We start from the raw sequence: 26910 nt of genomic DNA, 5'->3' as shown, positions 1-26910 counted from the left end.
TGGCTGCAGACTTGTGTTGTAGCCATTTTTTTATTCGATAGCGGAGTTTTGGGAGGTATTGTTTTCCAAGTTCTCTCTCTTTAGATTTTCAATAAAATAAGATGGTGGTATTCCGGTTATTTTTTTGAAAGTCGTTGTAAAAACTTCCCTAGAAGAGAAACCGCATTCTTCAGCAAGATAACTGGTTTTATACTCTCGGTATTTTGGTTTTTCGTAAAGTTGTTTTGTTATGTAATTGATTCTAAGGTCATTAATGTATTGACTGAATGTTTTGCCCTTATATTGTTTTAGGATATTATTAAGATACTTTGAGTTAGTGCCCAAATAGTTTGAAAGATAGCCAAAGTTGACATCTTGTTTTGTGAAACGGTTAGATGTTTCAAACTTTTCGAGTCGCTTGAGAAGTGTTTTTAAAGTATCATCGGAAATAGTGATGTTTGCATGATTAGTGTCTTCTTCTATTTCAATGCGAATTGGTGTTTCTGGGATGGCGTTATGGGTTGCCTGAAGATTGTTTATAACGGCTTCATACTTTTTCTTTAATTTTTTTTTGTGGAAATGCCAAAGAAAAAATGATCCTGCCAGAACTAAAAGTACTAGAATCCCTGCAATCTTAAAGATTGTTCTAACTTTATCGGAATAATTGGTTTCATTTTTTTTGATGCTCTGTTTTACCGGTTCTTCTACAGCTTCTTTTTCCACAGAAGTGATGCTGTCGTTGATTTTTGAATAGAGATCAAGATAATCTTTGGAAATTTCATTTTTGCCGGCCCCCAAATAAGCTTTTGCCAGAACCATATAACCAACTCTTCTGTTATAGGGCATACTGTAGGTTTTTTCCAGCAACAGCATCTTTTCACCATATAGGATAGCTTTTTGATATTCCTTTTTCCCGTTATAGAATTCTAACAAGGATTCATATAAATCTATTTTGGTATCTATTCCAACGTCTTCTTTATATTTTTCGGCAAAATTCAGAGCAGCACCATAATAGACCTCTGCTTTTTTAAAACTGCGATCAGGATTGTTATGCATGTAGTAAAATATACCCAAATTGGTATTAACAGACACCAGCATGTCCATTTTTTTGTTCATAGGAACCGTTTTGCTGTTATTGCTGACCGCTTCTATTTGTGATTTACTCTTTAAAAGATAATCTTTTACTTTTTCTAAAGACGTTTCCTGGTAATAGGAGGAAAGATTAAAATTGATAAAGCCGAGTTCATAATTTCTGCTGTCTTTATCTTCGATACGAGTTGCATTTTCCAAGGCTGCGTTATACGAACCAATGGCTTCTTTATACAAGCCTAGATTGGTGTAGAGAACAGCCCTTGTTCCGTACAATGTCGTTAGAATATGGTAATCCTTGAGTTCAGTGGCGATTTTTTCAACATATCTAGATATGTGAAGTGCTTTTTTATACTGGTATTGTTGTGCATAAATCAACATTAAGCTTCTTTGCGATGCCAGCTCCCCATGCTTGCAAGCTGCTATTTTAGAAAGTCTTAAAGCTTCTTCTACCGCAACGGTGCTTTTTTTATAGTCTCCTTTCTTTGAGAGTTGTGCCGCGGTGTCCAGTAGTTGGTCTACTTGCAAACTCTTTGGGCAGGTTACTATCTTTTGGGCATATATTGCTACACTGGAAAGAAAAATAAGAATTAGAAAGGATTTTCGCATCGGTGTTTTGTTACTTTAAAGAAGTGGAGGTTGTAAATTGTATTTAGAGCAGATTATATGTATTGGTCTTGTCTAAATCTTAAATTTTGGGCCGTTTTTAAAAGATTCAAATATACAAATAAGACAAAATAAAGGGTTTTGACGCTGTAATAAATTACAGAATTCTGATTGTTTTAATTTTTTTTAAATAGTTGGTTGTCATATTTTTATAATAATTAATTGGTGTTTTTTAGTTTTACCTATTATGTAAATTATGAGATTGCCTTTAATCTTATCTTTAACTTTTAATCACAATGTTATTAAGTCATTATTTTACTAATGTTTTAAAAAAAAATTAAATTTGTATCAGAAAAAAAATTCATGAAATATTTACTACAATATGGCTTTGCCATCTTTGGGCTTTTATTAATGGTTTCTTGCACGTCTGATCAGGATACCAATGGCGACCTGCTGCATAACATCTGGTACAAATTTGATAACAGACAACTGACCAAAATGGAAACTCACCTTAGGGATAAGGTTACCGGCACTTTTGAAACAGAAAGTTTTACCTACAGCTATATAGGATCCAAACTGATTTCTTATACCGACCAAGATGGCAGCGTAACAACATTGGAGTACAACGCAGACACTAACATTTCAAAAATAGTGGGAGAAGGCACGGTTTCTGACTTTAAATATTCGGGCGGCAATGTTTCGGAGATTATAACTACTCTGGAAGGTGTCGGTACAATAACATCTAATTACACCTTCTCAGGAGGTAAACTGACAAAGGTGGAATCTACTCACAATTATTCGCTGCCTGACCCAATGAAGACTTTCACCGTGATAGAGTACCAATATGCTGGCGACAATGTTTCAAAATCTGTTATCAAATCCGGGCTATACGACGCATCTGGAACTCTTGTAATGAATCCTGCTGTACAAAACATAAGCTATACTTACGATAACAAAAAATCACCATATTTGCTTTTGCCAAAAGCTTATGTATTGCAGCTTTCAGGGCTTAGCCCACAGGGAGGCGCTTATCTTTCGGTTAATAATTTTGAAACAGTAAGTAACCATTGGAGAAGGAAATTCTAGCAAAAATTTAACTTTTTCTCACACGTATGATAAATCGGATTATCCAATAACGAGTACAGCCGATGACCAGTACATCAATTATTCTTACTAATACAATTATGAAATATCTGATTGTCGGGATCGGCAACAAGGGCGACGAATATACAGAAACCCGCCACAATATAGGTTTTAAAGTCGCTGAAGAAATAGCCAAAAAAATCGAAGCGCCTTTCCAGTCTTCTAATTTTGGACTGATGGCCGAAGGAAAATACAAAGGGCGCAAGTTGTTTATACTCAAGCCTGACACCTATGTTAACCTTTCTGGTAATGCGGTTAAGTTTTGGATGCAGAAAGAGAATATCCCTTTAGAAAATATTTTGGTTATTACAGATGACCTTTCTCTGCCGTTTGGTACACTCCGTATGAAAGCTAAAGGCAGCGCAGCAGGTCATAATGGGCTCCGTAATATAGAAGCTGTTTTGGGTAATAATCAGTATGCGAGGTTGCGTTTTGGGATTTCGGCGGATTTTCAGGAAGGACATCAGATCGATTACGTTATAGGAAAATGGACGGATGAAGAAAATGAAAAACTCCCGGAAAGAATCACGAAATTTGCAGAAGCATCGTTGTCCTTTGTTTTTGCAGGGATCAACAATACCATGTCTTCTTTTAACGGAAAGTAGATAGAAAAAGTAGGCCGGAAAATTAATTACCCGGCCTACAACCCTAACTTTATGAAGAAAAAAAATGTTTCTATAACCAAGTAACAACGCCGGTTTCTACATCGTAGTTGGCGCCCACAATTTTGATTTTACCGTCATTTTCGAGGTTTCTAAGTGTGGTGCTATTATGTCTGATGTCTGCCAAAGCATGTTGTATATTATGCTGGTTTAGTCTTTCCAACAAATCTTCATTTTTGGAGGAGCGCTCTTCTCCATCTTTGATAATTTCTGTGATAATTGGGTCAAAATGATAAATCAAGTGGTTGAGATTATCCATACCCATGCCTTCTATTTTAGCGGCGTCTAGGCCACCCTTTAGGGCCCCACATTTAGAATGTCCCAGTACCACAATCAGTTTAGACCCTGCAACATTGCAACCAAATTCCATAGAGCCCAGGATATCCTGATTGACAAAATTCCCGGCAATCCTCACGCTGAAGATGTCACCAAGTCCTTGGTCAAAAATCAATTCGGCCGAAGTTCTACTGTCTATGCAGCTAAGAATGACAGCAAACGGCCACTGCCCTTCGCGGGTGTCATTCACCTGTTCCAATAGGTTTCGGTTAACTTTTAAATTGTTGACAAAACGGGCATTGCCTTCCTTCAAAAATTCCAGAGCTTTGTCTGGTGTTATGCTAGTTTGTGTTTCTAATGTATGTGCTTTCATTAATTTAAATTTTGATGTTGTTTTTAATGTCTAATGTGATTTTTTTTGACCTACATGGCTCTTCTGTGGTTGATGACAATATGAGAATCCTCATCGCTGGCATAATCCCGGTATGATGTTTTGAAACCCGTCAGCTCAACGACTATATCTTCCTCTTTTGCTCTTACATTGGCAAAATCCTGAATCATTTCCAATACATCTGTAGTGATATAGGATGTTCCTCTAGCATCAATGATCACCTTGGAGCCGGTTTTTACATTTTTTAAAGTCTTCTTGATGGCTGCCTTATTAAGGAAGGAAACTTCTTCCGCAAGTTTGATGGTAATCTCGTCCGCATCATTAAGAGTCTCCCTGTTGAGGTAGTATGCCCTTTTCATATTCCCTTGTAGGATATAGATAATCGATATTAATAAACCGATACCCACGCCTTTTAGCAAATCGGTAGCCACTACGGCCACCACCGTAGCCAGAAACGGAATAAACTGATATTTCCCGTTATGCCAAAAATGTTTGAAAGTGGCAGGTTTAGCTAACTTGTATCCAACCAATATTAATACAGCTGCCAAAGTGGCCAACGGTATCATATTAAGAACGACAGGTATCGACAGTACACAGATTAATAAAAGAACACCATGGATGATGGCCGATACTTTGGAAGTAGCACCTGCATTGGCGTTAGCAGAACTTCTTACAACTACCGATGTCATTGGAAGGCCACCAATAAATGCACTGACAAGGTTGCCAATACCTTGTGCCTTAAGCTCCAGATTGGTATCCGTAATTCGGCGTTTCACATCTAACCGGTCTGATGCTTCTATACATAATAAGGTTTCGATTGACGCTACAATAGCGATAGTTGCCCCTGTAATCCAAACTTTTGGATTGGCAAATCCTTTAAAATCAGGAAAAGTGATTAGATTTTTAAACTCTTCTGCGGTGGTAGGAACCGGCAATGTTACCAGATGTTGTGGAGATACTGCCAAAGAACTACCACTCAATTTAAAAAACTCATTAATAAGAATGCCAGCAATGACAGCTACCAATGCACCGGGAAGAAGTTTTAATCTTCTCAATATGGTAATATGATCCCAAGCTAACAAAATCCCGATAGACACAAGCGTAATGATGATAGCACCGGGATGAACGGCCGACGCCAGTTCTGAAAAGTATCCCCAATTAATACCATTGTCAAAAAGCGATTCGTGGCCTTCGTAATCTTTATCAAATCCTACGGCATGTGATAATTGTTTCAGGATAATGATGATCCCAATACCGGCAAGCATGCCTTCGATTACATTATTGGGAAAATAGTTGGAAATACTTCCCGCACGGATAAAGCCCAAAATTAACTGAATAACGCCGGCAATAATCCCCGCACACAAGAAAAGTTCAAAGGCGCCAATGTCGGTAATGGCTACTAAAACAATAGCTGTAAGACCGGCAGCTGGGCCTGATACGGATATGTTGGAATTGCTGATAAGTCCTACGACAATACCGCCCACAATTCCTGAAATGATACCTGATAAAGGTGGTGCACCAGACGCCAAGGCAATACCAAGGCACAGTGGTAATGCTACCAAAAAGACCACAAGGCCTGATGGAAAGTTCTCTTTGATTCCTCCAAACAAAGATGTTGTATTTTTCATAATAGTGAAAATAAAAATTGCGACATGCAACTGCCTGACCTAAAGGCAGCAGCAAAAAATAGTAATAGATGTAATTGATTTTTGAAAAGTCAATTATTATAAAATGATGGGCGAACAGGACGAGACTAAGCAGGATATTAAAAAAATACCAAACCCACTTTGAACGTGTTTCGCAAAAAGAAATGGAAATTAGGCCTCTGGAGGAGGAGAAAAGATGCTGAGCGCTGGCGGGAAATACAATGCAGATCCGCGGCTCACCGTGATTTTTTTATGAATATTGGTTTCGTAAAACTTTAGGAAATCATGGATATCCAAAGTCTTAGGTATCGCTTTTTCAAAATTGATAAGGATAGTGCCGGAGTGAGTCTCTTCCTCATTAATCACCACATTGGTTCTTGGCAATTCCCAACCAAATACCGCAGCAATGCCTGGCAATGCTGTGAAGTTGAGAAAAACCGTTAAAGTGATGATACTCCAGAATTTCATTCCTTAATAATATTATTTTTTTCTGCTCATAACCCAGTCAGAGTCTGTTAGGTTATAAATCTTTTGAATGTCTTTTAATATCTTTTCAAAATCTATTTCAAGATCAATAATTTTTCCTGATCGCAGGTCAAAAACCCATCCGTGTACTACAGGAAATTCTTCTAAAATGTAACGTTCCTGAACGCAGGCCATTTTAATCACATTAATACATTGTTCCTGCACATTTAGTTCCACAAGACGATCGTAGCGCTTAGCTTCGTCTGTAATAGCGTCTAGTTCTGCCTGATGCAAACGGTACACATCTCGGATGTTTCTTAGCCATGGATTAAGTAACCCTAGATCCTGAGAGCTCATCGCCGCCTTCACGCCGCCACAGTTATAATGACCACATACGATAATATGGTTGACTTTCAGATGTTCCACAGCGTACTGGATAACAGCGGTAGAGCTCATATCCAGCGTATTGATTACATTGGCAATATTACGGTGGACAAAAACCTCACCGGGCTGTGCGCCAATCATATCTTCTGCAGTTACACGGCTATCTGAGCAGCCGATATAAAGATATTCGGGGTTTTGGGTTTTTGCAAGCTCATGAAAATACTCCGGGTTCTCAGAAATTTTTGATTCTACCCATTTTCTATTATTTTCAAAAATAGCTTCGTAAGATTTTGCCATCATTCAATTATTAAAGATTGTAATTAATTTTTCTATTTCAATAGATTCAATCAATAATTATACAAATGTAATTGTTTCGAATTTAAATCTACCATATTTAACATTCTTTTAATATTGATAAAAGTCACAATAGTTTAATTAATATGGTTTAGTCTAAATTTTATTATTGATATAATCTTCTGTAGCATCTGATCTGGAAGTAATAACCGCAGGATTGCCTACAACTACGGAGTTATTGGGAACATTGGTGTTGACGTAGGCGTTAGGAGCAATCAGCACATTATTCCCAATACTGATATTGCCAACAATCACAGCATTAGGACCAATCCAGACTTCGTTGCCAATAATTGGCGTTCCCTTTTGTTTACCGCGGTTGGATTGGGCGATGGTAACGCCTTGCGCAATGTTGCAGTTGCGGCCAATAATTGTTTTTGGGTTGATGACAAGCTGTCCCCAATGCCCAAGGTAAAGGCCTTCGCCAATTTGGGTCTCGGGATAGATCTGGAAACCGTATTTGATCTGGTAATGCCTTAGAACCAATTTGTAGAAAGTTCCTAAAACGGGTGATTTATAATACTTCTGAGCTTTCCGAAAAAGATAAACATAATGCAGGTTGGGGCTGAAACATTTTTTGAGAATCTGCAACCCCGAAAGGTATTGGCCGCTCTCTCTGTAAAAATCCTTCTGAATGGTAGAATAGCTCATGACGTAAAATTAAGAATTATCAATGATTTTCATGATAGCTTCCACCGAATTTTCCAAGTCAAAGGGCATCTGGTAATTTTGCAACGCATCCTGATAGGCAATGAATGTTTCGGGATGAAGAAGAGCCTGCCTCATGCCGTTGTAAATCCCTTGTTCAGAATTTTCTGTCTTCAGGCCAAGTTGTCCGTTTTGCAGCATTTCGCCCACGCCGGAAACATCCGTGGCAATGATATTCTTTTTAAGGGTTAAGGCTTCAAAAAGGACGGTGGGAAAACCTTCATACCGAGAACTGAGAACAAAATAATCCGCTTTTTTAAGATAAGGGTAAGGGCTATCTGTAAAACCCAACATGGTAGCTGTACCGTCCACACCAAGATCGGATTTTAATTTTTTAGTCATTTCAAAATCATAACCGTCGCCCACGATGAGGAGACGATGTTGCAGACCCTCGTCCAATAGTTTTTTGTGGACTTTCAGTAACCTGTCAAATCCTTTTTGGGGGAACACTGTACCAATGGATATAAAAGTTGGAACAGACGTCTCAACAGTATAGCCGCTAAGCGGAGCCTGCGATTTTCTAAGGATCTCTTGTGTATCAAGAGGATTATAAATCCTTACAATTTTTTGACGTTCAGCATCATTTTTGGCTAAAGAAAAAAATGTTTCTTTAATAATATCCGATATCACCATGATCTTGTCAAAACCAAAGAATTTCCGAATCTCTTCATCGGTGTAATTGTAAGATTCGGTACGCTTGAGGTCATTATGTATCCAGACGATCTTTTTCGAAGTCCTAATAGGGGAGTTTAGAATTTCATCCCTCATCCCGTGGATAGCCGCTATTTCAAGGTCATATTGTTTCCCTTTAAGAATTCCTTTATAGAGAAGCTTGGGGAATTTTTTCAGTAATGCCTGGTAAATCTTGCGGTAAGCTTTTGGGGGCAGGTCCTGCAGCCTGTTGGTGGTAATCATTTCACCTTTGTTAAGGTAAACCACGTTAATCCAGTCTGGGACTTCTGCAAGGTACTTCCCGGAATGGAGGTTAAGCAGCAGATCAATATCGTACTTTTTGGGCGGTAAGTTTTTTAGAAACGTCACCAGCACTTTTTCGGCGCCGCCGTGACGCAGAGAACCAATCCGGATAAGTATTTTTTTCTTCAATGGTAATTTTAATATTCTATAATACTGGCTGCCCAGGAATAACCAACACCAAAACCGACAAGCATCACACGGTCACCTTTTTTTAGCCGGCCTTGATCCTCCGCAGATTGCATGGCAATTGGGATGGTTGCGGATACAGTGTTCCCCACATTTTTCATATCCACAAAAAACTTTTCTTCGGGGATGTTGCAGAGGTCTCTCAGATAATTCAGCATATAGGTATTGGCCTGATGAAAAATAAAAAGATCAATGTCCGTAACCGTCAAATTGTTTTTTGCAAGGTTATCTGTAACAAGTGCAGGAACAGCTTCTATGGCAAATTTAAATATTTTTGGGCCATCCATCAAAAGTAATGGCTGATGACCGTGTCCGGACCTGGCGCCGCCATCTTGTACAATCAGGTTTTGATAGCCACTGCCGTCTGTGCCTACCGAAAATTGATAATCCTTTTTGGTGTCATCTTTAGAAATAATAGTCGCGGCCGCACCATCACCAAAAATAGTACGGTTAGATTTGTCGGATGGTTTGAGGTATTTGGTATAGGTTTCCGAGGTTACCAGCAAAACATGCTTCGCCATTCCGATGGATATAAGGCCTTTGGCTAATGACAAACCGTAAACAAAACCAGAGCATCCTAAGTTAAAATCTAAGGCGCCCACTTGTTTTGAAAGACCTAATTGATCCTGAAGAATGCAGGCTGACGATGGCAAAATATAATCAGGGCTTTGCGTGCAAAACAGGATAAAGTCGATTTGTGATTTGTCGTTAGAGAGAAAAAGCTTTTCGCAGGCTTTGTAGGCCAGGTCCAGCGCCGTTTCTGTAGGTCTTGTAATATGGCGCGTTTCTACGCCTATTTTAGATTTGATTTTATCGGCACTCCACTCCGGGAATTCCAGGGCAATGTCATCGTTGGTTAAAATTTGTTCTGGGAGATAATATTCGGTTGCTGTAATAGCGATCATAAATGCTTCTTGTTTCTGCAAAGATAACCGATCTCAATAATATACTATGCTGAGAATATCAAAATTGGTGAAAAATAAAAAGGCTGGTTAATTAAACCAGCCTTCTGTAATTATTTAAGTTTTTTCTTAACAGCTACTTCTTCGTAAACTTCAAGAATGTCACCGACTTCGATATCGTTGTAACCTTTCAGGTTAAGACCACATTCGTAGCCTTTGGTTACCTCTTTCACGTCATCTTTGTAACGTTTAAGGCTTTCCAGCTCACCATCGAATTTCACAATGCCATCTCTCAGCAATCGGATTTTCGAGTTTCGGGTCACCTTACCGGATAATACCATACATCCTGCGATAGAACCCACTTTGGAAATTTTGAAAACCTCACGGATCTCAACGTTACCAATAACCTGCTCTTTGATTTCAGGGGAAAGTAAGCCTTCCATCGCTTCTTTCACTTCATCGATAGCTTTATAGATTACCGAGTAAGTTCTGATTTCCACTTCTTCTTTATCCGCAATATCTTTGGCGTTGACGCTGGCTCTTACGTTGAATCCGATAACAATAGCATCTGATGCTGCTGCCAAAAGGATATCACTTTCTGTAATTTGACCAACCCCTTTGTGAAGGATATTCACCTGAATTTCTTCGGTAGATAGTCTTTGCAACTGATCTGCCAATGCTTCCACAGATCCATCCACGTCACCTTTCAAGATAATATTAAGTTCTTTGAAGTCGCCTAATGCAATACGTCTTCCAATCTCGTCCAAAGTGAGGTGTTTCTTAGTCCTGATGGATTGTTCTCTTTGTAATTGCTCTCTCTTGTTAGCAATGGTTTTAGCTTCTTTCTCGTCTGCAAACACCCGGAATTTATCACCCGCTGTCGGCGCGCCGTCAAGACCAAGAATTGTTACAGGGATAGATGGCCCCGCTTTTTCCATGGTTTTTCCACGTTCGTCCAGCATGGCTTTTACCTTACCGTGGTTTTTACCTGCCAATACGTAGTCACCCACAGTTAAAGTACCGTTTTGTACCAACATGGTTGCTACATAACCTCGACCTTTATCCAATGCTGCTTCTATAACAACACCGCTGGCTTGTTTATTAGGATTGGCTTTAAGTTCCAGGATTTCTGCCTGAAGTAGAACTTTTTCCAAAAGAAGATCTACATTGTTACCAAATTTTGCGGAGATCTCCTGAGCCTGAACATTACCACCCCATTCCTCTACAAGAATGTTCATGGCAGATAGCTGCTCACGGATTTTATCCGGATTGGCATTCGGCTTATCAACTTTGTTGATAGCGATAATCATTGGTACGCCTGCCGCTTGTGCGTGGGCAATGGCTTCCTTGGTTTGTGGCATCACATCATCATCGGCTGCAACTACGATAATTGCAATATCGGTAACCTGTGCACCTCTGGCTCTCATGGCGGTAAACGCCTCGTGACCAGGTGTATCCAGGAAGGTGATGCGTTGTCCGTTTTCCAGTTTTACGTTATAAGCACCAATGTGCTGGGTGATCCCTCCGGATTCCCCGGCAATCACGTTGGTTTTTCTAATATAATCGAGTAGGGACGTTTTACCGTGGTCTACGTGTCCCATTACCGTAACGATTGGTGCTCTTGGCAACAAATCTTCTGCCGCATCGGGTTCTTCTTCTGTCGCAGCTTCTTCGATATCGGCATCAGAAAATTCGATTTTATAACCAAATTCATCTGCTACCAAAGTCAATGTGTCAGCTTCCAAGCGTTGGTTCATGGTAACCATCACACCCAGTGAAAAACATGCAGAGATTACCTCAGTAGCACTCACATCCATCAGGGATGCCAACTCACTTACAGTAATGAATTCAGTTACTTTAAGCGTTGTATCTTGTGCGTCTCTTTCCTGTTGAAGTTCGTCTTGCTCCCTTCTCCATGTTCTTTTTTCTTTTCTGTGTTTGGATCCTTTGGATTTACCACCTTTGTTGGTAAGTTTCTCCAGCGTTTCCTTGATTTGGTTTTTAACCTGCTCGTCGGTAAGTTCCACCGGCATTACACGCGCCTGTCCTCTGTTGTTACCACCGCGGTTATTGCCGCCGCCGCGGTTGTTGTTATTGCCACCACGGTTGTTGCCGCCTTGGCCTTGTGGTCGGTTAGCATTTTGGCCACCCTGGCCTGGCCTATTGTTGCCCTGCTGGTTGCTGTGTCCTGCAGTATTTTGCCCTGGTGTATCTTTTGTAATGCGTTTCCTCTTCTTTTTGGCCGCATTGGCATTAGAAGAAGATTTTGGTTTGTTAAACTGAGAAAGGTCAACGGTTTGCTTCAGGATTTTTGGTCCGTCCAGTTTTTGGTAAACCGTTTCAATTTTCTGAGGTTCTTCAGATTCAGGGGTTGTTTTTTCTTTTGGGGCAACTTCTTCAACTTTTGGTTCAACTTTAGCCTCAGCTTTCACTTCTGGTTTGGCAGGTTCCGGTGCCGGAGCTTTTACTTCTTCCTCCTTCTTAACTTTAGGCGAATGTTTTGGCCTTCCGGTTTCCAGTTTGGAAAGATCAATTTTATCCAGAACTTTAAACTCCTGTTTTTCATCTTTTTTGATCACCTCTGGTTCCTGAGGTTTTACCTCTTCTTTTGTAGGGGCAGCAGGAACTTCCTCAGCAGGTTTGTTGGTGCCGAGGTCTATTTTACCTAGAACTTTAGGTTCAGAAGTCACGTTTGATTTGGCTCTTATAACCTCAGGAGCTTTTTCTTCAATTGCTAATTTTTCTTCAGGAACTTTAGAAATCACCACCTCATGAGAAGCTTTTCTCTGTTCGCCATCCTTTCGGAACTCAGCTTCTAATGCAGAAAATGCCTGTTCTTCCAATAGAGCGTTAGGGTTACTGTCCACATCTATGCCCTTCCCCTGCAGGTATTCCACAGCTCTTGGGATAGATATGTTAAGTTCTTTAACGGCTTTATTTAATCTTATTTTTGGCATAAATATTAATTTGCTTTTGGCTTTAGCGTTTTAAGCTTGCAGCTTTATTTTTTCTTTTTATTAAATTTAAATTACGTTTTCTAAAAACCGGAAGCGCACCGGTTTCCACTATCCTTCCAGCTCTTCTCTTAAGATATGCTTAACCTCTTCTATGGTTTCTTCCTCCAGGTCAACAATGTTCAGTAGTGCTTCTGTATCTTTGTCAAGAACACTTCTTGCAGTATTCAGGCCAACTTTTTTGAATTCATCGATAATCCATGATTCGATCTCATCCGCAAATTCTACCAATTCTACATCATCATCTTCAGAGGTTTCTCTGTAAACGTCAATCTCGTAACCGGTAAGCCAAGAAGCCAGTTTGATATTCTGCCCTTGCTTTCCAATTACTTTGGAGATCTCATCCACCGGTGTGTAAACCAATGCATAATTGGTATCTTGATTGATCTCAATCTTATTAATGGTGATGTTTCCTAAAGCCCTTTTCACGAAAATTTCCGGATTCTTGGACCATTGGATGACATCAATATTTTCATTTCTAAGTTCGCGCACCACGCCATGGATTCTGGATCCTTTCACACCCACGCAGGCACCCACCGGGTCTATCCTGTCATCATAAGCATCCACGGCAATTTTGGCTTTCTCACCAGGGATTCTCACGACCTTTTTAAGGATAATAGTACCATCCTGTATCTCAGGGATTTCAAGCTCCAGCAATTCTTCCAAGAATTTTGGCGCTGTTCTCGATACGATAATCTGAGGTTTTGATCCGCGGAAGTCCACGCTTTCTACTATCGCTCTTACGCTGTCACCCTTTTTGAAAAAGTCAGAAGGGATTTGATTTTCTTTAGGAAGGATAAATTCGTTGCCTTCATCATCCAGCAAAATAACATGTTTGTGACGGATATGGTGCACCTCGCCAATTACCAATTCGCCAATCCTATCACGGAACTGGTCATACAGGTACGCATTAAAATGCTCCTGTATTTTGGTAGCCAGGATTTGCTTAAGCGTTAGGATACTTCTTCTTCCCAGTTTAGCCACAGGAATTTCCTGAGTATATTCTTCACCGACTTCAAAAGTGGGATCGATTTTTCTAACTTCAGAGATCTCAATCTCAAGATCATCATCCTCGGACATCTCGTCCTCAACAATTACTTTGTTCAGGAAGATCTGAAAGTCACCTTTGTCAGGATTAACAATCACATCAAAGTGATCATCAGAGTCATAGCGTTTTCTGAGAAGTGTCTTAAGGGCATCTTCTATAATCGCCATCAGGTCTATCTTACTGATATTCTTTATTTCTTTAAAATCACCAAAGGCTTCTATTAAAGCTAAATTATCCATGTTTAATCTATAATTGATAAATGGTGAATGATAATCGATTGTTTACAATCCTATCCAATCACCTTATGTTAAAATTTTATTACTACTAATGCTTTGCTAATATCCGTGTAAGGTATTTCCCTGTCCTCCACCACATCTTCTTTACCTTTGCCAATTAGTTTTGGCCTTCTATACTCCAGTTGCAAAACAATCTTTTCCTCATCTACAGCTACCAGTCGGCCTTCCACTTTAGACGAATCCTTTAGGATAACCTCAATCTCACGGTCGATATTTTTCCTAAACTGTCTCGGCGATTCTAGCGGTTCGCTAAGGCCTGCCGACATAACTTGTAACCCAAAATCATGCACCTCACGATCTAGGTTAAACTCAACAGCACGGCTGGCATCTAGGCAATCCTGAAGCGTAACGCCCTGATCCCCATCTAATATCACCGTAATATCTGATGATGCAGAAATCTTGAGATCCACCAAAAAAAGATCTGGTCTTGTGGCAAGAAATTCGTTAATCAGTCGGCTTATTTCTGTTTTAAAATCCATACTATAATTCGTCAGGTTACATCTACGAAAAAAGGCATTTCTTGCGAAAGCCTTCCCATTTTTCCCGTAAATCTTTGGCAAAGATAAGTGTTTATTCTTTAATATGCAAGAAACCAATATTTTCTGTTCTCGGGGCGGCAAGTAAATTTTTCTTATTTTTGTCAGAATTTTAAAAACTATTCTTTGTGAATATTACAATTGTAGGCACCGGATATGTTGGTTTATCCAATGCTGTATTATTAGCACAGCATCATCAAGTGATTGCGCTGGATATTATGGCTGAAAAGGTGGAAATGCTGAATAAAGCAGTTTCGCCTATTGAAGACAAGGAAATTACCGAATTTCTAACCACAAAATCCCTGAATTTCAAAGCGACTTTGGATAAAAAGGAAGCCTACAAAAGTGCAGATTATGTAATTGTAGCAACGCCAACCGACTATGATCCGAAAACCAATTATTTCAACACCTCCAGCGTGGAGAATGTGATTAAAGAGGTCAAAGAACATCGTCCATCTGCGGTGGTTATTGTGAAATCTACAGTGCCGGTTGGATTTACAGAAAAATTGAAAAAAGAACTGGATTTTCAAAATATCATTTTTTCTCCAGAATTTTTAAGAGAAGGAAAAGCTTTGTACGACAATCTGTATCCCTCTAGAATTATCATTGGGGAACAAAGTGAACGGGCAGAAGTATTCGCGAACCTGTTGAAAGAAGGAGCGGTTAAAAAAGGGGTTTCCACATTGTTTACGAACGCTACGGAGGCTGAAGCCATTAAGTTGTTTTCCAATACATTTTTGGCGATGCGTGTTGCCTTTTTCAACGAGTTGGATAGCTATGCGCAGATGAACGGGTTGGATAGCCGGCAAATTATCGAAGGTGTTGGTTTGGATCCGAGAATTGGTTCCCATTACAATAATCCTTCTTTTGGATATGGTGGATATTGCCTTCCGAAAGATACCAAACAATTACTAGCAAATTACGATTCGGTGCCGAATAATCTGATTCAGGCAATTGTAGATGCTAACCGAACACGAAAAGATTTTATTGCCGATTCCATCATTGCTAAAAATCCAAAAAAAGTAGGCGTTTACCGATTAATTATGAAATCAGGATCCGACAATTTTAGGGCTTCAGCCATACAGGGCGTAATGAAACGTATCAAAGCCAAAGGTATTGAAGTGGTGGTGTATGAGCCGGTATTGAAAGAAGATTCCTTTTTTGGATCAAAAGTTTCAAGGGATTTTGAAGAATTTAAAAAAGAATGCGATGTGATTATTTCCAACCGAAATACTCCGGAATTAGCAGATGTGAAAGAAAGGGTCTATACTCGTGATATTTTTGGAAACGATTAAAAAAAACCGAGTTTGAAAAAAGTTTACATATAAATGAAAACAGTCGGATTCACATCAAAATTTACGGAAAAATAATTTATAAAAGATATAATACAGCATAAATGAAAAACATTATCATTACAGGTGGTGCCGGCTTTATAGGCTCCCACGTGGTAAGGGAATTTGTTAAAAATAATCCAGATACAACCATTATTAATCTGGATGCACTCACGTATGCCGGAAATCTCGAAAACCTTAAGGATATAGAAAACGAACCGAATTATGTGTTCGAGAAAGCTGATATCACAAAACCAGAGGAACTGAGAAAGGTTTTTGAAAAATACAATCCTGATGCCGTAGTGCATCTTGCGGCGGAAAGCCATGTGGACAGAAGTATTACAGACCCCAATGCGTTCATCAATACCAATGTCAACGGAACGGCAAACCTGCTGAATCTTTGTAAGGAGTTTTGGACACTCAATCCGGATCATACACATGGCAGATTTCCTGATGAAAAGAGAACCAATTTGTTCTACCATGTTTCTACGGATGAGGTGTATGGTAGCTTGGGAGAAACAGGATTCTTCCTAGAAACTACAGCGTATGACCCGCAGTCACCGTATTCGGCTTCCAAAGCGGCGTCTGATCATTTGGTGAGGGCTTACGGCAATACATATGGGATGCCATTTATTGTGTCCAACTGTTCCAATAATTATGGACCCAATCATTTCCCGGAAAAATTGATTCCACTTTGTATTTCCAATATTCTTAACGAAAAACCATTGCCTATTTACGGCGACGGTAAATATACAAGAGACTGGCTTTATGTGATTGACCACGCCAGAGCGATTCATCAGATTTTTAACGAAGCCAAAACTGGGGAAACATATAATATCGGAGGTTTTAACGAATGGCAGAATATCGATTTGGTTAAGGAATTGATCACACAGCTGGATGCCAAATTGGGTAAACCGGACGGTCATTCGGATAAATTAATCACTTATGTCAAAGACAGGCCTGGGCATGATAAACGTTATGCCATTGATGCTACAAAGCTTAACAGGGACTTGGGTTGGAAACCATCGGTCACCTTCGAAGAAGGCCTCGGCAAAACCATCGACTGGTATCTCGATAACAAAGAATGGCTGGAGCACGTTACAAGCGGTGATTATCAGAAGTATTATGAGGAGCAATATTCTTAATCAGTAATTTTTGTCAACATGAAAGGAATAATTCTCGCCGGAGGTTCCGGAACAAGGCTCTACCCGCTAACGATTGCTGTAAGCAAGCAGCTGATGCCGGTTTACGACAAACCCATGATTTATTATCCGTTGTCCACATTATTGCTGGCAGGAATCAAAGATATATTAATCATCACAACACCTCATGACCAGGAAGGTTTTATCAAACTACTGGGCGATGGCTCGCAACTTGGTTGCAACATCCAGTACAAGGTACAACCCAGCCCGGACGGATTGGCGCAGGCTTTTATCCTGGGTGATGAATTCATTGGGAATGATGCCGCAGCATTGGTGTTGGGAGACAATATTTTTTACGGCTCAGGGATGGGAACATTGCTGAAGCATAAAACCAACCCCGATGGTGGGGTAGTATTCGCTTACCACGTTACAGATCCCGAGCGCTATGGTGTGGTGGAGTTTGATCAGGATTTCAAAGCATTGTCTATCGAAGAAAAACCTACGAACCCCAAATCCAATTATGCGGTTCCGGGATTGTATTTCTACGACAATGAGGTAGTGGAAATTGCCAAAAATATAAAACCTTCCTCAAGGGGAGAGCTGGAAATTACCGATGTCAATAATGTTTACCTGCAAAAAGGAAAACTGGAAGTGGGCGTTTTGGACAGAGGAACAGCCTGGTTGGATACCGGCACGTTTGATTCCCTGCATGATGCGTCAGAATTTGTAAGCGTCATCGAAAAAAGGCAAGGTTTCAAAATCGGCTGTATCGAGGAAATTGCCTGGCGCAATGGTTTTATCAACGAAGAAAAATTGTTGGAAACCGCCGGCAAATATGGTAAGAGTGGCTATGGTGCTTATCTCAAAAACCTGATAAAATAATTTTAAACAAAAACACAATTTGATGAGTGATGCTCAAAATAATCAATGGACAGAAACCATCGGGTCCAGCCATTCTCTGTTTGATCTTAATCTAAAAGAGGTTTGGCGCTACCGCGATCTGGTGTATATGTTTGTCAAGCGGGACTTTGTCTCCGGCTTTAAGCAGACGATATTAGGTCCTGTTTGGTTTTTTATTAATCCTATTTTTACAACGCTGGTTTATCTGATTGTATTTGGTAATATTGCCAATTTATCAACAGATGGTGCCCCAAAGATGCTCTTCTATCTGGCGGGTGTCACACTGTGGAATTATTTCTCAAGCTGCCTTACCGGTACAGCTAGTGTTTTCACCAGCAATGCCTCAATTTTTGGTAAAGTTTACTTTCCCAGGTTGGTGATGCCGTTATCTATTGTGGTGTCCAACCTGATGCGTTTTGGGGTACAGATGCTGTTATTCCTTATTGTTTTTTTCTATTATCTCGCGAAAGGCGAAGTGCAGCCAACATGGTGGATTCTGGCCACACCGTTTTTGATTATTTTGATGGCGATGTTTGCCTTAGGTGTGGGCATGATTTTTTCGTCAATGACGACCAAATATCGTGATTTGCAAATGTTGCTAACCTTTGGTGTTAGTCTGTACATGTATGCTACACCGGTCATCTATCCGGCATCCAGCCTCAAAGGGATTTTCAAAACCATTGCTTACTATAATCCTCTCACAGGTATTTTTGAATGTTTCAAATACGCATGGTTGGGTGTAGGCGATTTCAGTACCGGGATGCTGCTGGTAAGCACGCTGATTATAACGGTTATCCTGATTATCGGGACGGTCATTTTCAATAAAGTTGAGAAGAGTTTTATGGATACGGTATAATATCAATACCTTTACTTTTCCCGATTAATTTATTTCAATAAAAAATACTAAGACATGCTGGCACTTAAGGCAGAAAATATATCAAAACTTTACCGCTTGGGTCAGGTGGGAACAGGTACGCTGTCCCATGACCTCAACCGTTTTTGGCATCAGATCCGTGGCAAGGAAGATCCTTATCTAAGGATTGGTGAATCCAACGACAGGTCGCAGAAAGGCGAATCCGAATATGTATGGTCACTCAAAGATATTAATTTTGAAATCGAGCAGGGCGATGCAGTAGGGATTATTGGCCGTAATGGTGCGGGAAAATCCACGCTGCTCAAATTATTAAGCAAGGTTACTAAGCCAACCACAGGGCAAATCCATACCAGAGGACGTATTGCGTCATTATTGGAAGTTGGTACCGGTTTCCATCCCGAGATGACAGGCCGGGAAAATGTCTATCTCAATGGTGCTATTTTGGGAATGACAAGAAAAGAAATTACCCGTAAATTTGATGAAATCGTTGACTTTTCCGGGGTAGAGCGTTATATCGATACACCGGTAAAAAGATATTCTTCGGGGATGTATGTGCGCCTCGCTTTTGCAGTAGCTGCACACTTGGAATCTGAAATCCTGATTGTAGATGAGGTGTTAGCCGTAGGAGATGCCGAGTTCCAAAAAAAATGCCTTGGTAAGATGGGTGATGTGAGTAAGGGCGAGGGAAGAACGGTATTGTTTGTAAGCCATAATATGGATGCTGTAAAAAAACTTTGTAATACTGGTATTTATTTAGAAAAGGGAAATGTAAAGTATATCGGTAACGTTAATAATGCAATATCACACTACAATCGTTTCCTTTTTAAAAATAAAAATACTCAGTATTTCAATAATAGTATTAGCTTGGAAAAGATAGAAAGCATATTTATTACCGATGATGATGGTAAAAAAAGAGACTCTATTAGTTCTTTTGATGAAGATTATTATCTTAATATTGTTTTTAAGGCCAATGACTTTTCAAATGTAGAATTTGGTTGTACTATTTTTACAGAGGAGGGAGAAGCTCTGATATCTTCTGAAGTTCTTAGTAATATGGCAGGCAGCAATGGTAGATCAAAAGTAAGAATAAAAATTCCACACCAATTGTTGACAGCTGGAGATTATTACTTGGAAGGTGCTATGTGGCGGAAAGGAATTGGCTCAATAGAACAAAAAGAATATTATCTTTCTATTGTTGTGGAACCAAGAAATGCCATGGAGAAACAGGGAGGTAAGGTGTTGGGTAAATTGTTAAATCCAAATCACTGGTTACTGGATAAAAACTGTTAAACTGTATTTTTATGAAGATTTATATTGCCTGCCCACCGCTTTTTGCCACTGGAGGTACAGAACTATTGCACCAGCTACATCATAAATTTAAAGAAAGAGGGGTCAACTCTTTTATCTATTATCTGGACAGCCAAAATTCGGAAAAGGATTTGTTGGTAGCAGAGCGTTTCAAAAAGTACTTTATTGATTACGATAAGGAAGTGGTTGTGGATATTATAGATGATAAAAAGAATTATCTTATAATACCGGAGATTTTTTTTGGAAAAATATCTACCCAAAATATAAATATCTGCCAATGGTGGCTAAGTGTTGATAATTTTTTTGTACATCAAAGAAATTTTGACCAGCAAGAGATTTTTATCCAAAAGCCTCTACAGAAAGTCAAAAATTATATTAAAAAAATTTTAAAGAGATTTCCTTATGATGCTTTGGATATAAAACTTAATAATAAAAATGTATTTTGCAATTTTTATCAGAGCGAATATGCATTGAAACTTATAAAAAGATTTAATCTTAAAAATCCTTTGCCATTATCAGATTATATTAATGAAGATCTATTTGAAGGCACTGATAAGATTAATCATATAGAAAAAGATGATATAATCCTATACAATCCAAAAAAAGGAATAAAAAATATTGACACTCTCAAATTATTGAGTGCAGAAAACTTTAAGTGGGTTGCTATAGAAAATATGACACCACAGGAAGTGCAAAATCTTTTTAAAAAGGCAAAAATATATGTTGATTTCGGAAATCATCCTGGAAAGGACAGAATCCCGAGAGAAGCAGCTATCAATGATTGTTGTATAATTACCAATAGAGAGGGTTCCGCAAATAATAATGTTGATATTGCGATTCCCGATCTCTATAAATTTAAAGATCCAATTTTAGAAAAGTTTAAGATTTTTAAATTGATTGATGATATTTTTAAAAATTACAATAGACATCTGAAGAGTTTTTCCTCATATAAACAGAAGATTTTAAATGAAGAAAAGGTCTTTAATACGCAGGTAGAAAGTTTTATTAAATTAATTCTTTAATTAAACCAACGATGACAAAACTTGCGATAGTTATACCATATTACAAAATTGATTTTTTTGAAAAAACGCTACAATCCGTCGCAGCACAAACGGATAGTAGATTTGCGTTGTACATCGGAAATGATGCAAGTCTGGATGATCCTTTGCCTATTATACAAAAGTATTTTAAAGAAGAAGAATACCACTATTATAATTATAAAGACAATTTAGGAGGACAAAATCTTGTTTTACAGTGGGAACGTATTTTAGAAAATGTTCAGGAAGAATGGTTTCAAATTTTGGGTGATGATGATATGATTGCCGATAATTTTGTAGAGGAGTTTTATCGGAATATTACGGAGATTGATAAGGCAAAGATAAATGTGATTAAGGTTAGCCAAATGTGGATAGATGAAAACAATATTGAATTAAATGAAAGAACCTTTTTACAACCTATAATTGATGCAAAAAAACATTTTTTAGTAGAGTACTATCATCAATTTAGGTCAAGCTTATCAGAACATATTTTTAATAGATTAAATTTTTCTAAATCTGAATTTAAAAAATTTCCTTTGGCTTGGCACTCTGACAACTTAGCTGTATATGAGACATCAGGTTTTGATAAACTTTTTTTTTTACAGAATACTACAGTAATGGTAAGAATGTCCGGCGTAAATATTTCCAATAAAAAGGATGATTATGCGGTTAAATTTTATGCAAGCCATTTGTATAGAGAATATTTGATAAAAAATTATTATTCAATTCTACCAAAAGAATTTATCACAACAGAGCTGAAGAAATATAGAGAGGATTTGTGGAAACATAATTTTAAGACCAATGTGCCAATATTTAAAATCTATTTAAAATTAGGTTTAATAAGAAAGGCATTTGGATCTCTAATACACAGAAAATGAAAAATCAATTAATTTCGGTAATTGTACCATGCTACAATCAAGCAGAATATTTGGACGAATGTCTACAGTCTGTCTTGGATCAAACTTATCAGAATTGGGAATGTATTATTGTGAACGATGGCTCTACTGATACCACAGAAGATGTTGCCTTAAAATGGATAAAGAAGGATTGTCGATTTTTCTATTTAAGAAAAGTTAATGGAGGTGCCGGATCAGCAAGGAATTTGGGAATAGATAATTCAAAAGGAGAATGGATTCAATTCTTAGATGGTGATGATATAATTTTACCATCAAAACTACAAGTTATTGATAATTTAGATGAAAGCGTAAATTTTGTTTATTGTGACTTTCAAATGTTAGTAGATAATCAATTATTTCCGGGGTTTTCAGATATGTCTAAATATGAATTAAATTCAGAAAATCTTATAAGATATTGGGATGAGGGGTTTAACATTCCAATACATTGTCCTATTTTTAATAGAAATTTGATAGATAATATTTGTTTTATAAATGAATTTAGATTACATGAAGACTGGTTGTTTTGGCTTACTATATTTGTAAAAAATAAAGTTAAAGTAAGGCATATTGAAGAGCCACTTTCGATTTACCGGAATCATAAAAAAAGTACAACAAAAAATAATGTAAAATTAAAAGCTAATTTATATTCTGTTTATATTTATGCATATAATAATATTATTTTATCTGATCAAAAGGGCTTACTGTTTGAGTCAATATTAAGTAAGTATACTAATTTGAAATATGATAATAATATCTTAATTAATCAGTTAGATAAATTATACAATAACAAATATTTTAAATTAAGAAAATTGATCTATAAAATTTTCAAATTGTAATGAATTTGTTAAGTTATTACGACATTCTTTTCAGAAAGTATATAAATTCTTAAGTGAATATCTCTAGGCATTAATGTTATTATTTTAAAAAAGATATTTAGGAAACATAATCATGCTCTCCATCATCATCTCCTCATACCAACCCAATTACTTTACTGCACTGGAAAAAAACATTGCAGAGACTTGCGGTATTCCTTATGAGATTATCAAGATTGATAATCCTGGTTTAATGGGTATTTGCGAGGCTTATAATACAGGGGCAGAAATGGCAAAGTATGATAATTTGCTTTTTTTGCATGAAGATGTTAAGTTTCACTCTCAAAATTGGGGTTTAACTTTGGAAAAGTACTATCACCTTCCTGATGTTGGCGTTTTTGGACTTGCAGGAAGCATTAGGAAATTTCATTTGCCCTATGGCCATTTCTCTGGTTTAAAGAATGAGAATTACTTAAATCTCTATCATAGTGGTCAGGATTCCAATATAATACTTCAAAAAACTATAAAAAAATTACGGGTAATAGATGGAGTATTCATAGGAATGAAAAAGGAAACTTGGCAATTTTTAAAGTTTAATGAAAAGATTAAAGGATATCATTTCTACGATATTGATTTATCATTAAGATCTTCGGAAAAGTATGAAAATTATCTTGTGACAGATATTGTGTTTGAACATTTCTCAAAAGGTAACTTTGGTAATGATTGGATTAAGGCTTGTTTAAAATTTAATGGTTTAGAAGGATATTCTTATGATACTATTTCTAAAAGAGAAGAAAAAGATTTAAGGAACTTTTGGTACAAAAGACTAAAAACTGAAAATATAAGTTTTTTTAATAGATTGTCATATGCACTTAAGCTGGGAACGGACAGAAATACTTTGCTGAATTGTTTAAAATTTATTCTAAAAAAATGAAAGATAAACAACCTTTAATCTCTATCTGTATTCCCACCTACAATGGTGAAGAATATTTGCAGGAAGCATTGGAGTCTGTAAAGTCACAGACTTACAAAAATATTGAGGTAATCATTTCAGATGATAACTCAACAGACAATACTTTACATATCTGTGAAAAGTTTAAAAGGGAGGTAGATTTTCCGGTGTCCATTTTTCATCATAAGCCTTCGGGTATTGGTGCTAATTGGAATCATTGTATAGATAATGCAAACGGAGCGTATATCAAGTTTTTGTTTCAGGATGACTTATTGGAGGATGATTGTGTAGAGCAGATGCTGAAATATATATTAGAAAGAGATTTGGATATTGTTATTTGTAAAAGACATATAATAACTGGCAGCATGGGTTTATCAGATGCCGAAAAATGGATTAACAAATATGGTGATTTGCAAAAAGGGATTAGTTTGGAATTTGATGATTTTTATTTATTCAAAAAAGATGATTTGTATAGGTTGGGAACAAAGAATGAATTATCATACAATTTTATAGGAGAGCCTGTAACGGCTTTGTTCAAAACTGAACTTTTTTATAAAATAGGGAAATATTCTTCTCGTTTAAAACAAGTTTTAGACTTAGAGTATTATTTAAAAATATTGTTGCATACAAATATCGGAATCATTAATAAAAAGTTAATCTCTTTTAGAGTTCACGAGAATCAAGCCTCAACAATTAATGCCAATTCTAAGGTAGATGAAGGTCATATTATTGAGCAGATGCTATATAGAAAATTCAATAAAAGTTTAAGTAGATTACAAAAAAAACTAATATTTTATCATAAGTATCCATTTCTGGATAGAGCAGTTCGTTTGATGTATAAATATAAAATATTTAAATAACAATTCAATTCTGATAAATAATTGGAAAAAGCACAATATTTTGAGATGCAAAAAAAATACGATTACTTAATTATAGGCAGTGGACTGTTCGGAGCCATATTCGCTTACGAAATGACCAAACAGGGCAAAAAATGTCTGGTTATAGAACGCAGAAGCCATATAGCCGGTAATATCTATACCCAAAAAGTAGAAGGCATCAATGTTCACAAATATGGGGCACACATCTTCCATACCAGTAACAAAAATGTTTGGGATTATGTCAACTCTTTTGTGGAGTTCAACCGGTTTACCAATGCGCCAATCGCCCGTTACGCAGGCAAGCTTTACAACCTGCCCTTTAATATGAATACCTTTTATCAGCTTTGGGGCGTGCAGACCCCGCAGGAGGCACAGGACAAGATAGAGGAGCAACGGGCAGAATATAAACATATCACCAATCCTCAGAACCTAGAGGAGCAGGCTCTGGTTCTTGGAGGAAAAGATATCTATGAAAAACTGATAAAAGGCTATACCGAAAAGCAATGGGGCCGGCCGGCTACTGAGATTCCGGCTTTTATCATTAGGCGTTTACCTTTCAGGTTTACGTTTGATAATAATTATTTTAATGATACCTATCAGGGGATTCCGACCGGTGGTTATACAGCATTGATAGAAAAAATGTTGGATGGGATAGAAGTAAAGCTTGATACCGATTATTTTGCGGATAAAGCCCATCTGGATTCTTTAGCAGACAAGGTAGTTTACACCGGTAAAATAGATGAATATTTTGGCTACCGGTTTGGCCATTTGGATTACCGAAGTTTACGGTTTGAAAATGAAATTTTGGATAGGCCAAACTTCCAAGGGAATGCAGTGGTTAACTATACCGAACGCAATATTCGGTTCACAAGAATTATAGAACATAAGCATTTTGAGTTTGGTACTCAGCCCAAAACGGTGATTACCAGAGAATATCCTGAGGATATGACCGAAGGGAGAGAAGCTTACTATCCCATTAATGATGAAAAGAATCAGGCAGTATACCAGCAGTATAAAGCATTGGCAGACACACTAGGTAACGTTATATTTGGTGGCAGACTAGCTGAATACAAATACTACGACATGCACCAGGTGGTAGAAAAAGCCTTTGAAGTGGTAAAAACTCAAAATTCCACAAATGAATAAGCTACTTACTCTAATTATCCCTATCTATAATACTCAGGATTATTTGAAGAAATGCCTGGATTCTCTGCTTATAAGAAAGGAGTTGTTATCGCTGCTAGAAGTGCTTTTAATCATTGACGGCAGTCCCGATAATGCCATTTCCATAGCAAAAGAATATGAGGCTCAATATCCCGAAACATTTATTGTTATTGATAAAGAAAACGGTGGTTATGGATCTGTGCTCAAAAGAGGCATACAGGAAGCAAAAGGGAAATACTGCAAAGTGTTGGATTCCGACGACTGGTATGATACAAAGGCATTGGAACAATGGATGGAGGAATTGCAATCCATTGATTGTGATGTGGTAGTAACCGATTTTGTAAAAGAATTTGTTTTTGAAAACCGTTCAGAATTACAGACCCTTTCCAAAGTAAAAAATAAACAGATTTATCAGTTGGATAAAGATATTCTTACAATGGATGATGATGTTTTTGTAATGCACCGTTTGGCCTACAAAACAGAAGTCTTAAGAAAAGCTGATATCAATTTTCCGGAAAAAGTGTTTTATACAGATACGCTTTTTGCTTCTGTCCCTTTATTTTTTGCGAAGGATTTATATTATACCAATCTGCAGCTATACCGGTATTTTATAGGTAGGGAAGGGCAAACCGTAGCACCGGCAACAGTACAGAAAAACCGGAAAAGTGTAGAAACGGTGATCCGATATTATTATCAAAAATATCTTGAGAATAAGGGGCAATTGTCACCAAACAAAAAAGAATATACAATCCGGTCTCTGAAAAATTTGGTAGAGATGTATTACAGAATTTTGTACCATTTGCCTTATGCGGAGTCTAAGAAAGAAATGGCAGAGTGGCATCAATTCATTAAAAGCACGGAAGATTATGATTATTTCTCCGATAGTAAGATGATCCGTTATTATCATGTTTTACCTTACTTTGTTTTCAGATACACATCATCAGTCTGGAAGAAATAAA

At 37.7% G+C, this 26910-nt stretch carries 25 protein-coding genes; 14 read left to right on the top strand and 11 right to left on the bottom strand.

The window, feature by feature from the left end:
• Positions 1-30 precede the first annotated feature (30 nt).
• A complete protein-coding gene (locus tag AC00Y6_RS09565; protein ID WP_474490395.1) occupies positions 31-1677 on the bottom strand; it encodes a helix-turn-helix domain-containing protein in 1647 nt (548 codons plus the stop codon).
• Positions 1678-2037: 360 nt separating this feature from the next.
• Between AC00Y6_RS09565 and AC00Y6_RS09560 the strand changes: the two genes are divergently transcribed.
• Both AC00Y6_RS09560 and pth read left to right on the top strand, forming a co-directional pair.
• Entirely contained in the window at positions 2038-2760 is a 723-nt protein-coding gene (locus AC00Y6_RS09560) for a hypothetical protein (protein ID WP_474490394.1), read from the top strand.
• A 98-nt stretch (positions 2761-2858) separates the two neighbouring features.
• Complete coding sequence (gene pth, locus AC00Y6_RS09555; protein ID WP_474490393.1) at positions 2859-3422, top strand: aminoacyl-tRNA hydrolase; 564 nt, start codon at positions 2859-2861, stop codon at positions 3420-3422.
• Positions 3423-3492: 70 nt separating this feature from the next.
• Here pth and AC00Y6_RS09550 read toward each other — a convergent pair whose 3' ends face one another.
• The 10 genes from AC00Y6_RS09550 to rimP all read right to left on the bottom strand — a co-directional run bounded on the left by AC00Y6_RS09550 (position 3493) and on the right by rimP (position 14600).
• A complete protein-coding gene (locus tag AC00Y6_RS09550) occupies positions 3493-4128 on the bottom strand; it encodes a carbonic anhydrase family protein (RefSeq protein WP_474490392.1) in 636 nt (211 codons plus the stop codon).
• Between the two features lie 50 nt (positions 4129-4178).
• Positions 4179-5774, bottom strand: coding sequence for a SulP family inorganic anion transporter (locus tag AC00Y6_RS09545; RefSeq protein ID WP_474490391.1), 1596 nt, complete (start codon positions 5772-5774; stop codon positions 4179-4181).
• 189 nt (positions 5775-5963) lie between these two features.
• Positions 5964-6260 carry a hypothetical protein gene (locus tag AC00Y6_RS09540; RefSeq protein WP_474490390.1) on the bottom strand — a complete coding sequence of 99 codons (297 nt, stop codon included), beginning with the start codon at positions 6258-6260 and terminating at the stop codon, positions 5964-5966.
• A 12-nt stretch (positions 6261-6272) separates the two neighbouring features.
• Entirely contained in the window at positions 6273-6938 is a 666-nt protein-coding gene (locus AC00Y6_RS09535; protein WP_474490389.1) for a carbonic anhydrase, read from the bottom strand.
• 153 nt (positions 6939-7091) lie between these two features.
• Positions 7092-7643 carry a serine O-acetyltransferase gene (locus tag AC00Y6_RS09530; RefSeq protein WP_474490388.1) on the bottom strand — a complete coding sequence of 184 codons (552 nt, stop codon included), beginning with the start codon at positions 7641-7643 and terminating at the stop codon, positions 7092-7094.
• Between the two features lie 9 nt (positions 7644-7652).
• Positions 7653-8804, bottom strand: a complete 1152-nt coding sequence (locus AC00Y6_RS09525) for a glycosyltransferase (protein WP_474490387.1) — start codon at positions 8802-8804, stop codon at positions 7653-7655.
• Positions 8805-8812: 8 nt separating this feature from the next.
• On the bottom strand, positions 8813-9766 hold the full coding sequence (locus AC00Y6_RS09520; protein WP_474490386.1) for a ketoacyl-ACP synthase III: 954 nt from the start codon (positions 9764-9766) through the stop codon (positions 8813-8815).
• Positions 9767-9876: 110 nt separating this feature from the next.
• Positions 9877-12720 (bottom strand): translation initiation factor IF-2, encoded by a 2844-nt coding sequence (gene infB / locus AC00Y6_RS09515; RefSeq protein WP_474490385.1) that lies wholly within the window; start codon positions 12718-12720, stop codon positions 9877-9879.
• 108 nt (positions 12721-12828) lie between these two features.
• Positions 12829-14064: a transcription termination factor NusA gene (gene nusA / locus AC00Y6_RS09510; RefSeq protein ID WP_474490384.1), complete on the bottom strand. Its 1236-nt coding sequence runs from the start codon at positions 14062-14064 to the stop codon at positions 12829-12831.
• A gap of 68 nt (positions 14065-14132) precedes the next feature.
• Positions 14133-14600: a ribosome assembly cofactor RimP gene (gene rimP, locus AC00Y6_RS09505; RefSeq protein WP_474490416.1), complete on the bottom strand. Its 468-nt coding sequence runs from the start codon at positions 14598-14600 to the stop codon at positions 14133-14135.
• Between the two features lie 185 nt (positions 14601-14785).
• Between rimP and AC00Y6_RS09500 the strand changes: the two genes are divergently transcribed.
• The 12 genes from AC00Y6_RS09500 to AC00Y6_RS09445 all read left to right on the top strand — a co-directional run bounded on the left by AC00Y6_RS09500 (position 14786) and on the right by AC00Y6_RS09445 (position 26909).
• The gene (locus tag AC00Y6_RS09500; protein WP_474490383.1) at positions 14786-15952 is read left to right on the top strand and encodes a nucleotide sugar dehydrogenase; all 1167 of its coding nucleotides are present in this window, start codon (positions 14786-14788) and stop codon (positions 15950-15952) included.
• 101 nt (positions 15953-16053) lie between these two features.
• Positions 16054-17133 (top strand): dTDP-glucose 4,6-dehydratase, encoded by a 1080-nt coding sequence (rfbB, locus tag AC00Y6_RS09495; protein ID WP_474490382.1) that lies wholly within the window; start codon positions 16054-16056, stop codon positions 17131-17133.
• An 18-nt stretch (positions 17134-17151) separates the two neighbouring features.
• Positions 17152-18012 carry a glucose-1-phosphate thymidylyltransferase RfbA gene (gene rfbA / locus AC00Y6_RS09490; RefSeq protein ID WP_474490381.1) on the top strand — a complete coding sequence of 287 codons (861 nt, stop codon included), beginning with the start codon at positions 17152-17154 and terminating at the stop codon, positions 18010-18012.
• A 22-nt stretch (positions 18013-18034) separates the two neighbouring features.
• On the top strand, positions 18035-18886 hold the full coding sequence (locus tag AC00Y6_RS09485; RefSeq protein ID WP_474490380.1) for an ABC transporter permease: 852 nt from the start codon (positions 18035-18037) through the stop codon (positions 18884-18886).
• A 54-nt stretch (positions 18887-18940) separates the two neighbouring features.
• On the top strand, positions 18941-20194 hold the full coding sequence (locus AC00Y6_RS09480; protein WP_474490379.1) for an ABC transporter ATP-binding protein: 1254 nt from the start codon (positions 18941-18943) through the stop codon (positions 20192-20194).
• 149 nt (positions 20195-20343) lie between these two features.
• Positions 20344-21234, top strand: a complete 891-nt coding sequence (locus AC00Y6_RS09475) for a hypothetical protein (RefSeq protein WP_474490378.1) — start codon at positions 20344-20346, stop codon at positions 21232-21234.
• An 11-nt stretch (positions 21235-21245) separates the two neighbouring features.
• Positions 21246-22127, top strand: a complete 882-nt coding sequence (locus AC00Y6_RS09470; RefSeq protein ID WP_474490377.1) for a glycosyltransferase — start codon at positions 21246-21248, stop codon at positions 22125-22127.
• Positions 22124-22981, top strand: coding sequence for a glycosyltransferase family 2 protein (locus AC00Y6_RS09465; RefSeq protein WP_474490376.1), 858 nt, complete (start codon positions 22124-22126; stop codon positions 22979-22981). The genes AC00Y6_RS09470 and AC00Y6_RS09465 overlap by 4 nt, the downstream gene beginning before the upstream one ends.
• A gap of 112 nt (positions 22982-23093) precedes the next feature.
• Complete coding sequence (locus AC00Y6_RS09460) at positions 23094-23891, top strand: glycosyltransferase (RefSeq protein WP_474490375.1); 798 nt, start codon at positions 23094-23096, stop codon at positions 23889-23891.
• Entirely contained in the window at positions 23888-24769 is an 882-nt protein-coding gene (locus AC00Y6_RS09455) for a glycosyltransferase family 2 protein (protein ID WP_474490374.1), read from the top strand. Before AC00Y6_RS09460 ends, AC00Y6_RS09455 begins: the two co-directional genes overlap by 4 nt.
• A 45-nt stretch (positions 24770-24814) precedes the next feature.
• Positions 24815-25933, top strand: coding sequence for a UDP-galactopyranose mutase (gene glf / locus AC00Y6_RS09450; protein ID WP_474490373.1), 1119 nt, complete (start codon positions 24815-24817; stop codon positions 25931-25933).
• Positions 25926-26909: a glycosyltransferase family 2 protein gene (locus AC00Y6_RS09445; RefSeq protein ID WP_474490372.1), complete on the top strand. Its 984-nt coding sequence runs from the start codon at positions 25926-25928 to the stop codon at positions 26907-26909. Before glf ends, AC00Y6_RS09445 begins: the two co-directional genes overlap by 8 nt.
• Position 26910 lies beyond the last annotated feature (1 nt).

The sequence above is a fragment of the Epilithonimonas sp. genome (assembly GCF_056329745.1).
This window is presented reverse-complemented; position numbering and strand designations above follow the sequence as displayed.

What these genes read in the sequence shown, in the direction of transcription:
- AC00Y6_RS09565 (WP_474490395.1), bottom strand. Translation starts at nt 1,677, where the DNA reads ATGCGAAAATCCTTTCTAATTCTTATTTTTCTTTCCAGTGTAGCAATA.
- AC00Y6_RS09560 (WP_474490394.1), top strand. Translation starts at nt 2,038, where the DNA reads ATGAAATATTTACTACAATATGGCTTTGCCATCTTTGGGCTTTTATTA.
- pth (WP_474490393.1), top strand. Translation starts at nt 2,859, where the DNA reads ATGAAATATCTGATTGTCGGGATCGGCAACAAGGGCGACGAATATACA.
- AC00Y6_RS09550 (WP_474490392.1), bottom strand. Translation starts at nt 4,128, where the DNA reads ATGAAAGCACATACATTAGAAACACAAACTAGCATAACACCAGACAAA.
- AC00Y6_RS09545 (WP_474490391.1), bottom strand. Translation starts at nt 5,774, where the DNA reads ATGAAAAATACAACATCTTTGTTTGGAGGAATCAAAGAGAACTTTCCA.
- AC00Y6_RS09540 (WP_474490390.1), bottom strand. Translation starts at nt 6,260, where the DNA reads ATGAAATTCTGGAGTATCATCACTTTAACGGTTTTTCTCAACTTCACA.
- AC00Y6_RS09535 (WP_474490389.1), bottom strand. Translation starts at nt 6,938, where the DNA reads ATGGCAAAATCTTACGAAGCTATTTTTGAAAATAATAGAAAATGGGTA.
- AC00Y6_RS09530 (WP_474490388.1), bottom strand. Translation starts at nt 7,643, where the DNA reads ATGAGCTATTCTACCATTCAGAAGGATTTTTACAGAGAGAGCGGCCAA.
- AC00Y6_RS09520 (WP_474490386.1), bottom strand. Translation starts at nt 9,766, where the DNA reads ATGATCGCTATTACAGCAACCGAATATTATCTCCCAGAACAAATTTTA.
- infB (WP_474490385.1), bottom strand. Translation starts at nt 12,720, where the DNA reads ATGCCAAAAATAAGATTAAATAAAGCCGTTAAAGAACTTAACATATCT.
- nusA (WP_474490384.1), bottom strand. Translation starts at nt 14,064, where the DNA reads ATGGATAATTTAGCTTTAATAGAAGCCTTTGGTGATTTTAAAGAAATA.
- rimP (WP_474490416.1), bottom strand. Translation starts at nt 14,600, where the DNA reads ATGGATTTTAAAACAGAAATAAGCCGACTGATTAACGAATTTCTTGCC.
- rfbB (WP_474490382.1), top strand. Translation starts at nt 16,054, where the DNA reads ATGAAAAACATTATCATTACAGGTGGTGCCGGCTTTATAGGCTCCCAC.
- rfbA (WP_474490381.1), top strand. Translation starts at nt 17,152, where the DNA reads ATGAAAGGAATAATTCTCGCCGGAGGTTCCGGAACAAGGCTCTACCCG.
- AC00Y6_RS09485 (WP_474490380.1), top strand. Translation starts at nt 18,035, where the DNA reads ATGAGTGATGCTCAAAATAATCAATGGACAGAAACCATCGGGTCCAGC.
- AC00Y6_RS09480 (WP_474490379.1), top strand. Translation starts at nt 18,941, where the DNA reads ATGCTGGCACTTAAGGCAGAAAATATATCAAAACTTTACCGCTTGGGT.
- AC00Y6_RS09470 (WP_474490377.1), top strand. Translation starts at nt 21,246, where the DNA reads ATGACAAAACTTGCGATAGTTATACCATATTACAAAATTGATTTTTTT.
- AC00Y6_RS09465 (WP_474490376.1), top strand. Translation starts at nt 22,124, where the DNA reads ATGAAAAATCAATTAATTTCGGTAATTGTACCATGCTACAATCAAGCA.
- AC00Y6_RS09460 (WP_474490375.1), top strand. Translation starts at nt 23,094, where the DNA reads ATGCTCTCCATCATCATCTCCTCATACCAACCCAATTACTTTACTGCA.
- AC00Y6_RS09455 (WP_474490374.1), top strand. Translation starts at nt 23,888, where the DNA reads ATGAAAGATAAACAACCTTTAATCTCTATCTGTATTCCCACCTACAAT.
- glf (WP_474490373.1), top strand. Translation starts at nt 24,815, where the DNA reads ATGCAAAAAAAATACGATTACTTAATTATAGGCAGTGGACTGTTCGGA.
- AC00Y6_RS09445 (WP_474490372.1), top strand. Translation starts at nt 25,926, where the DNA reads ATGAATAAGCTACTTACTCTAATTATCCCTATCTATAATACTCAGGAT.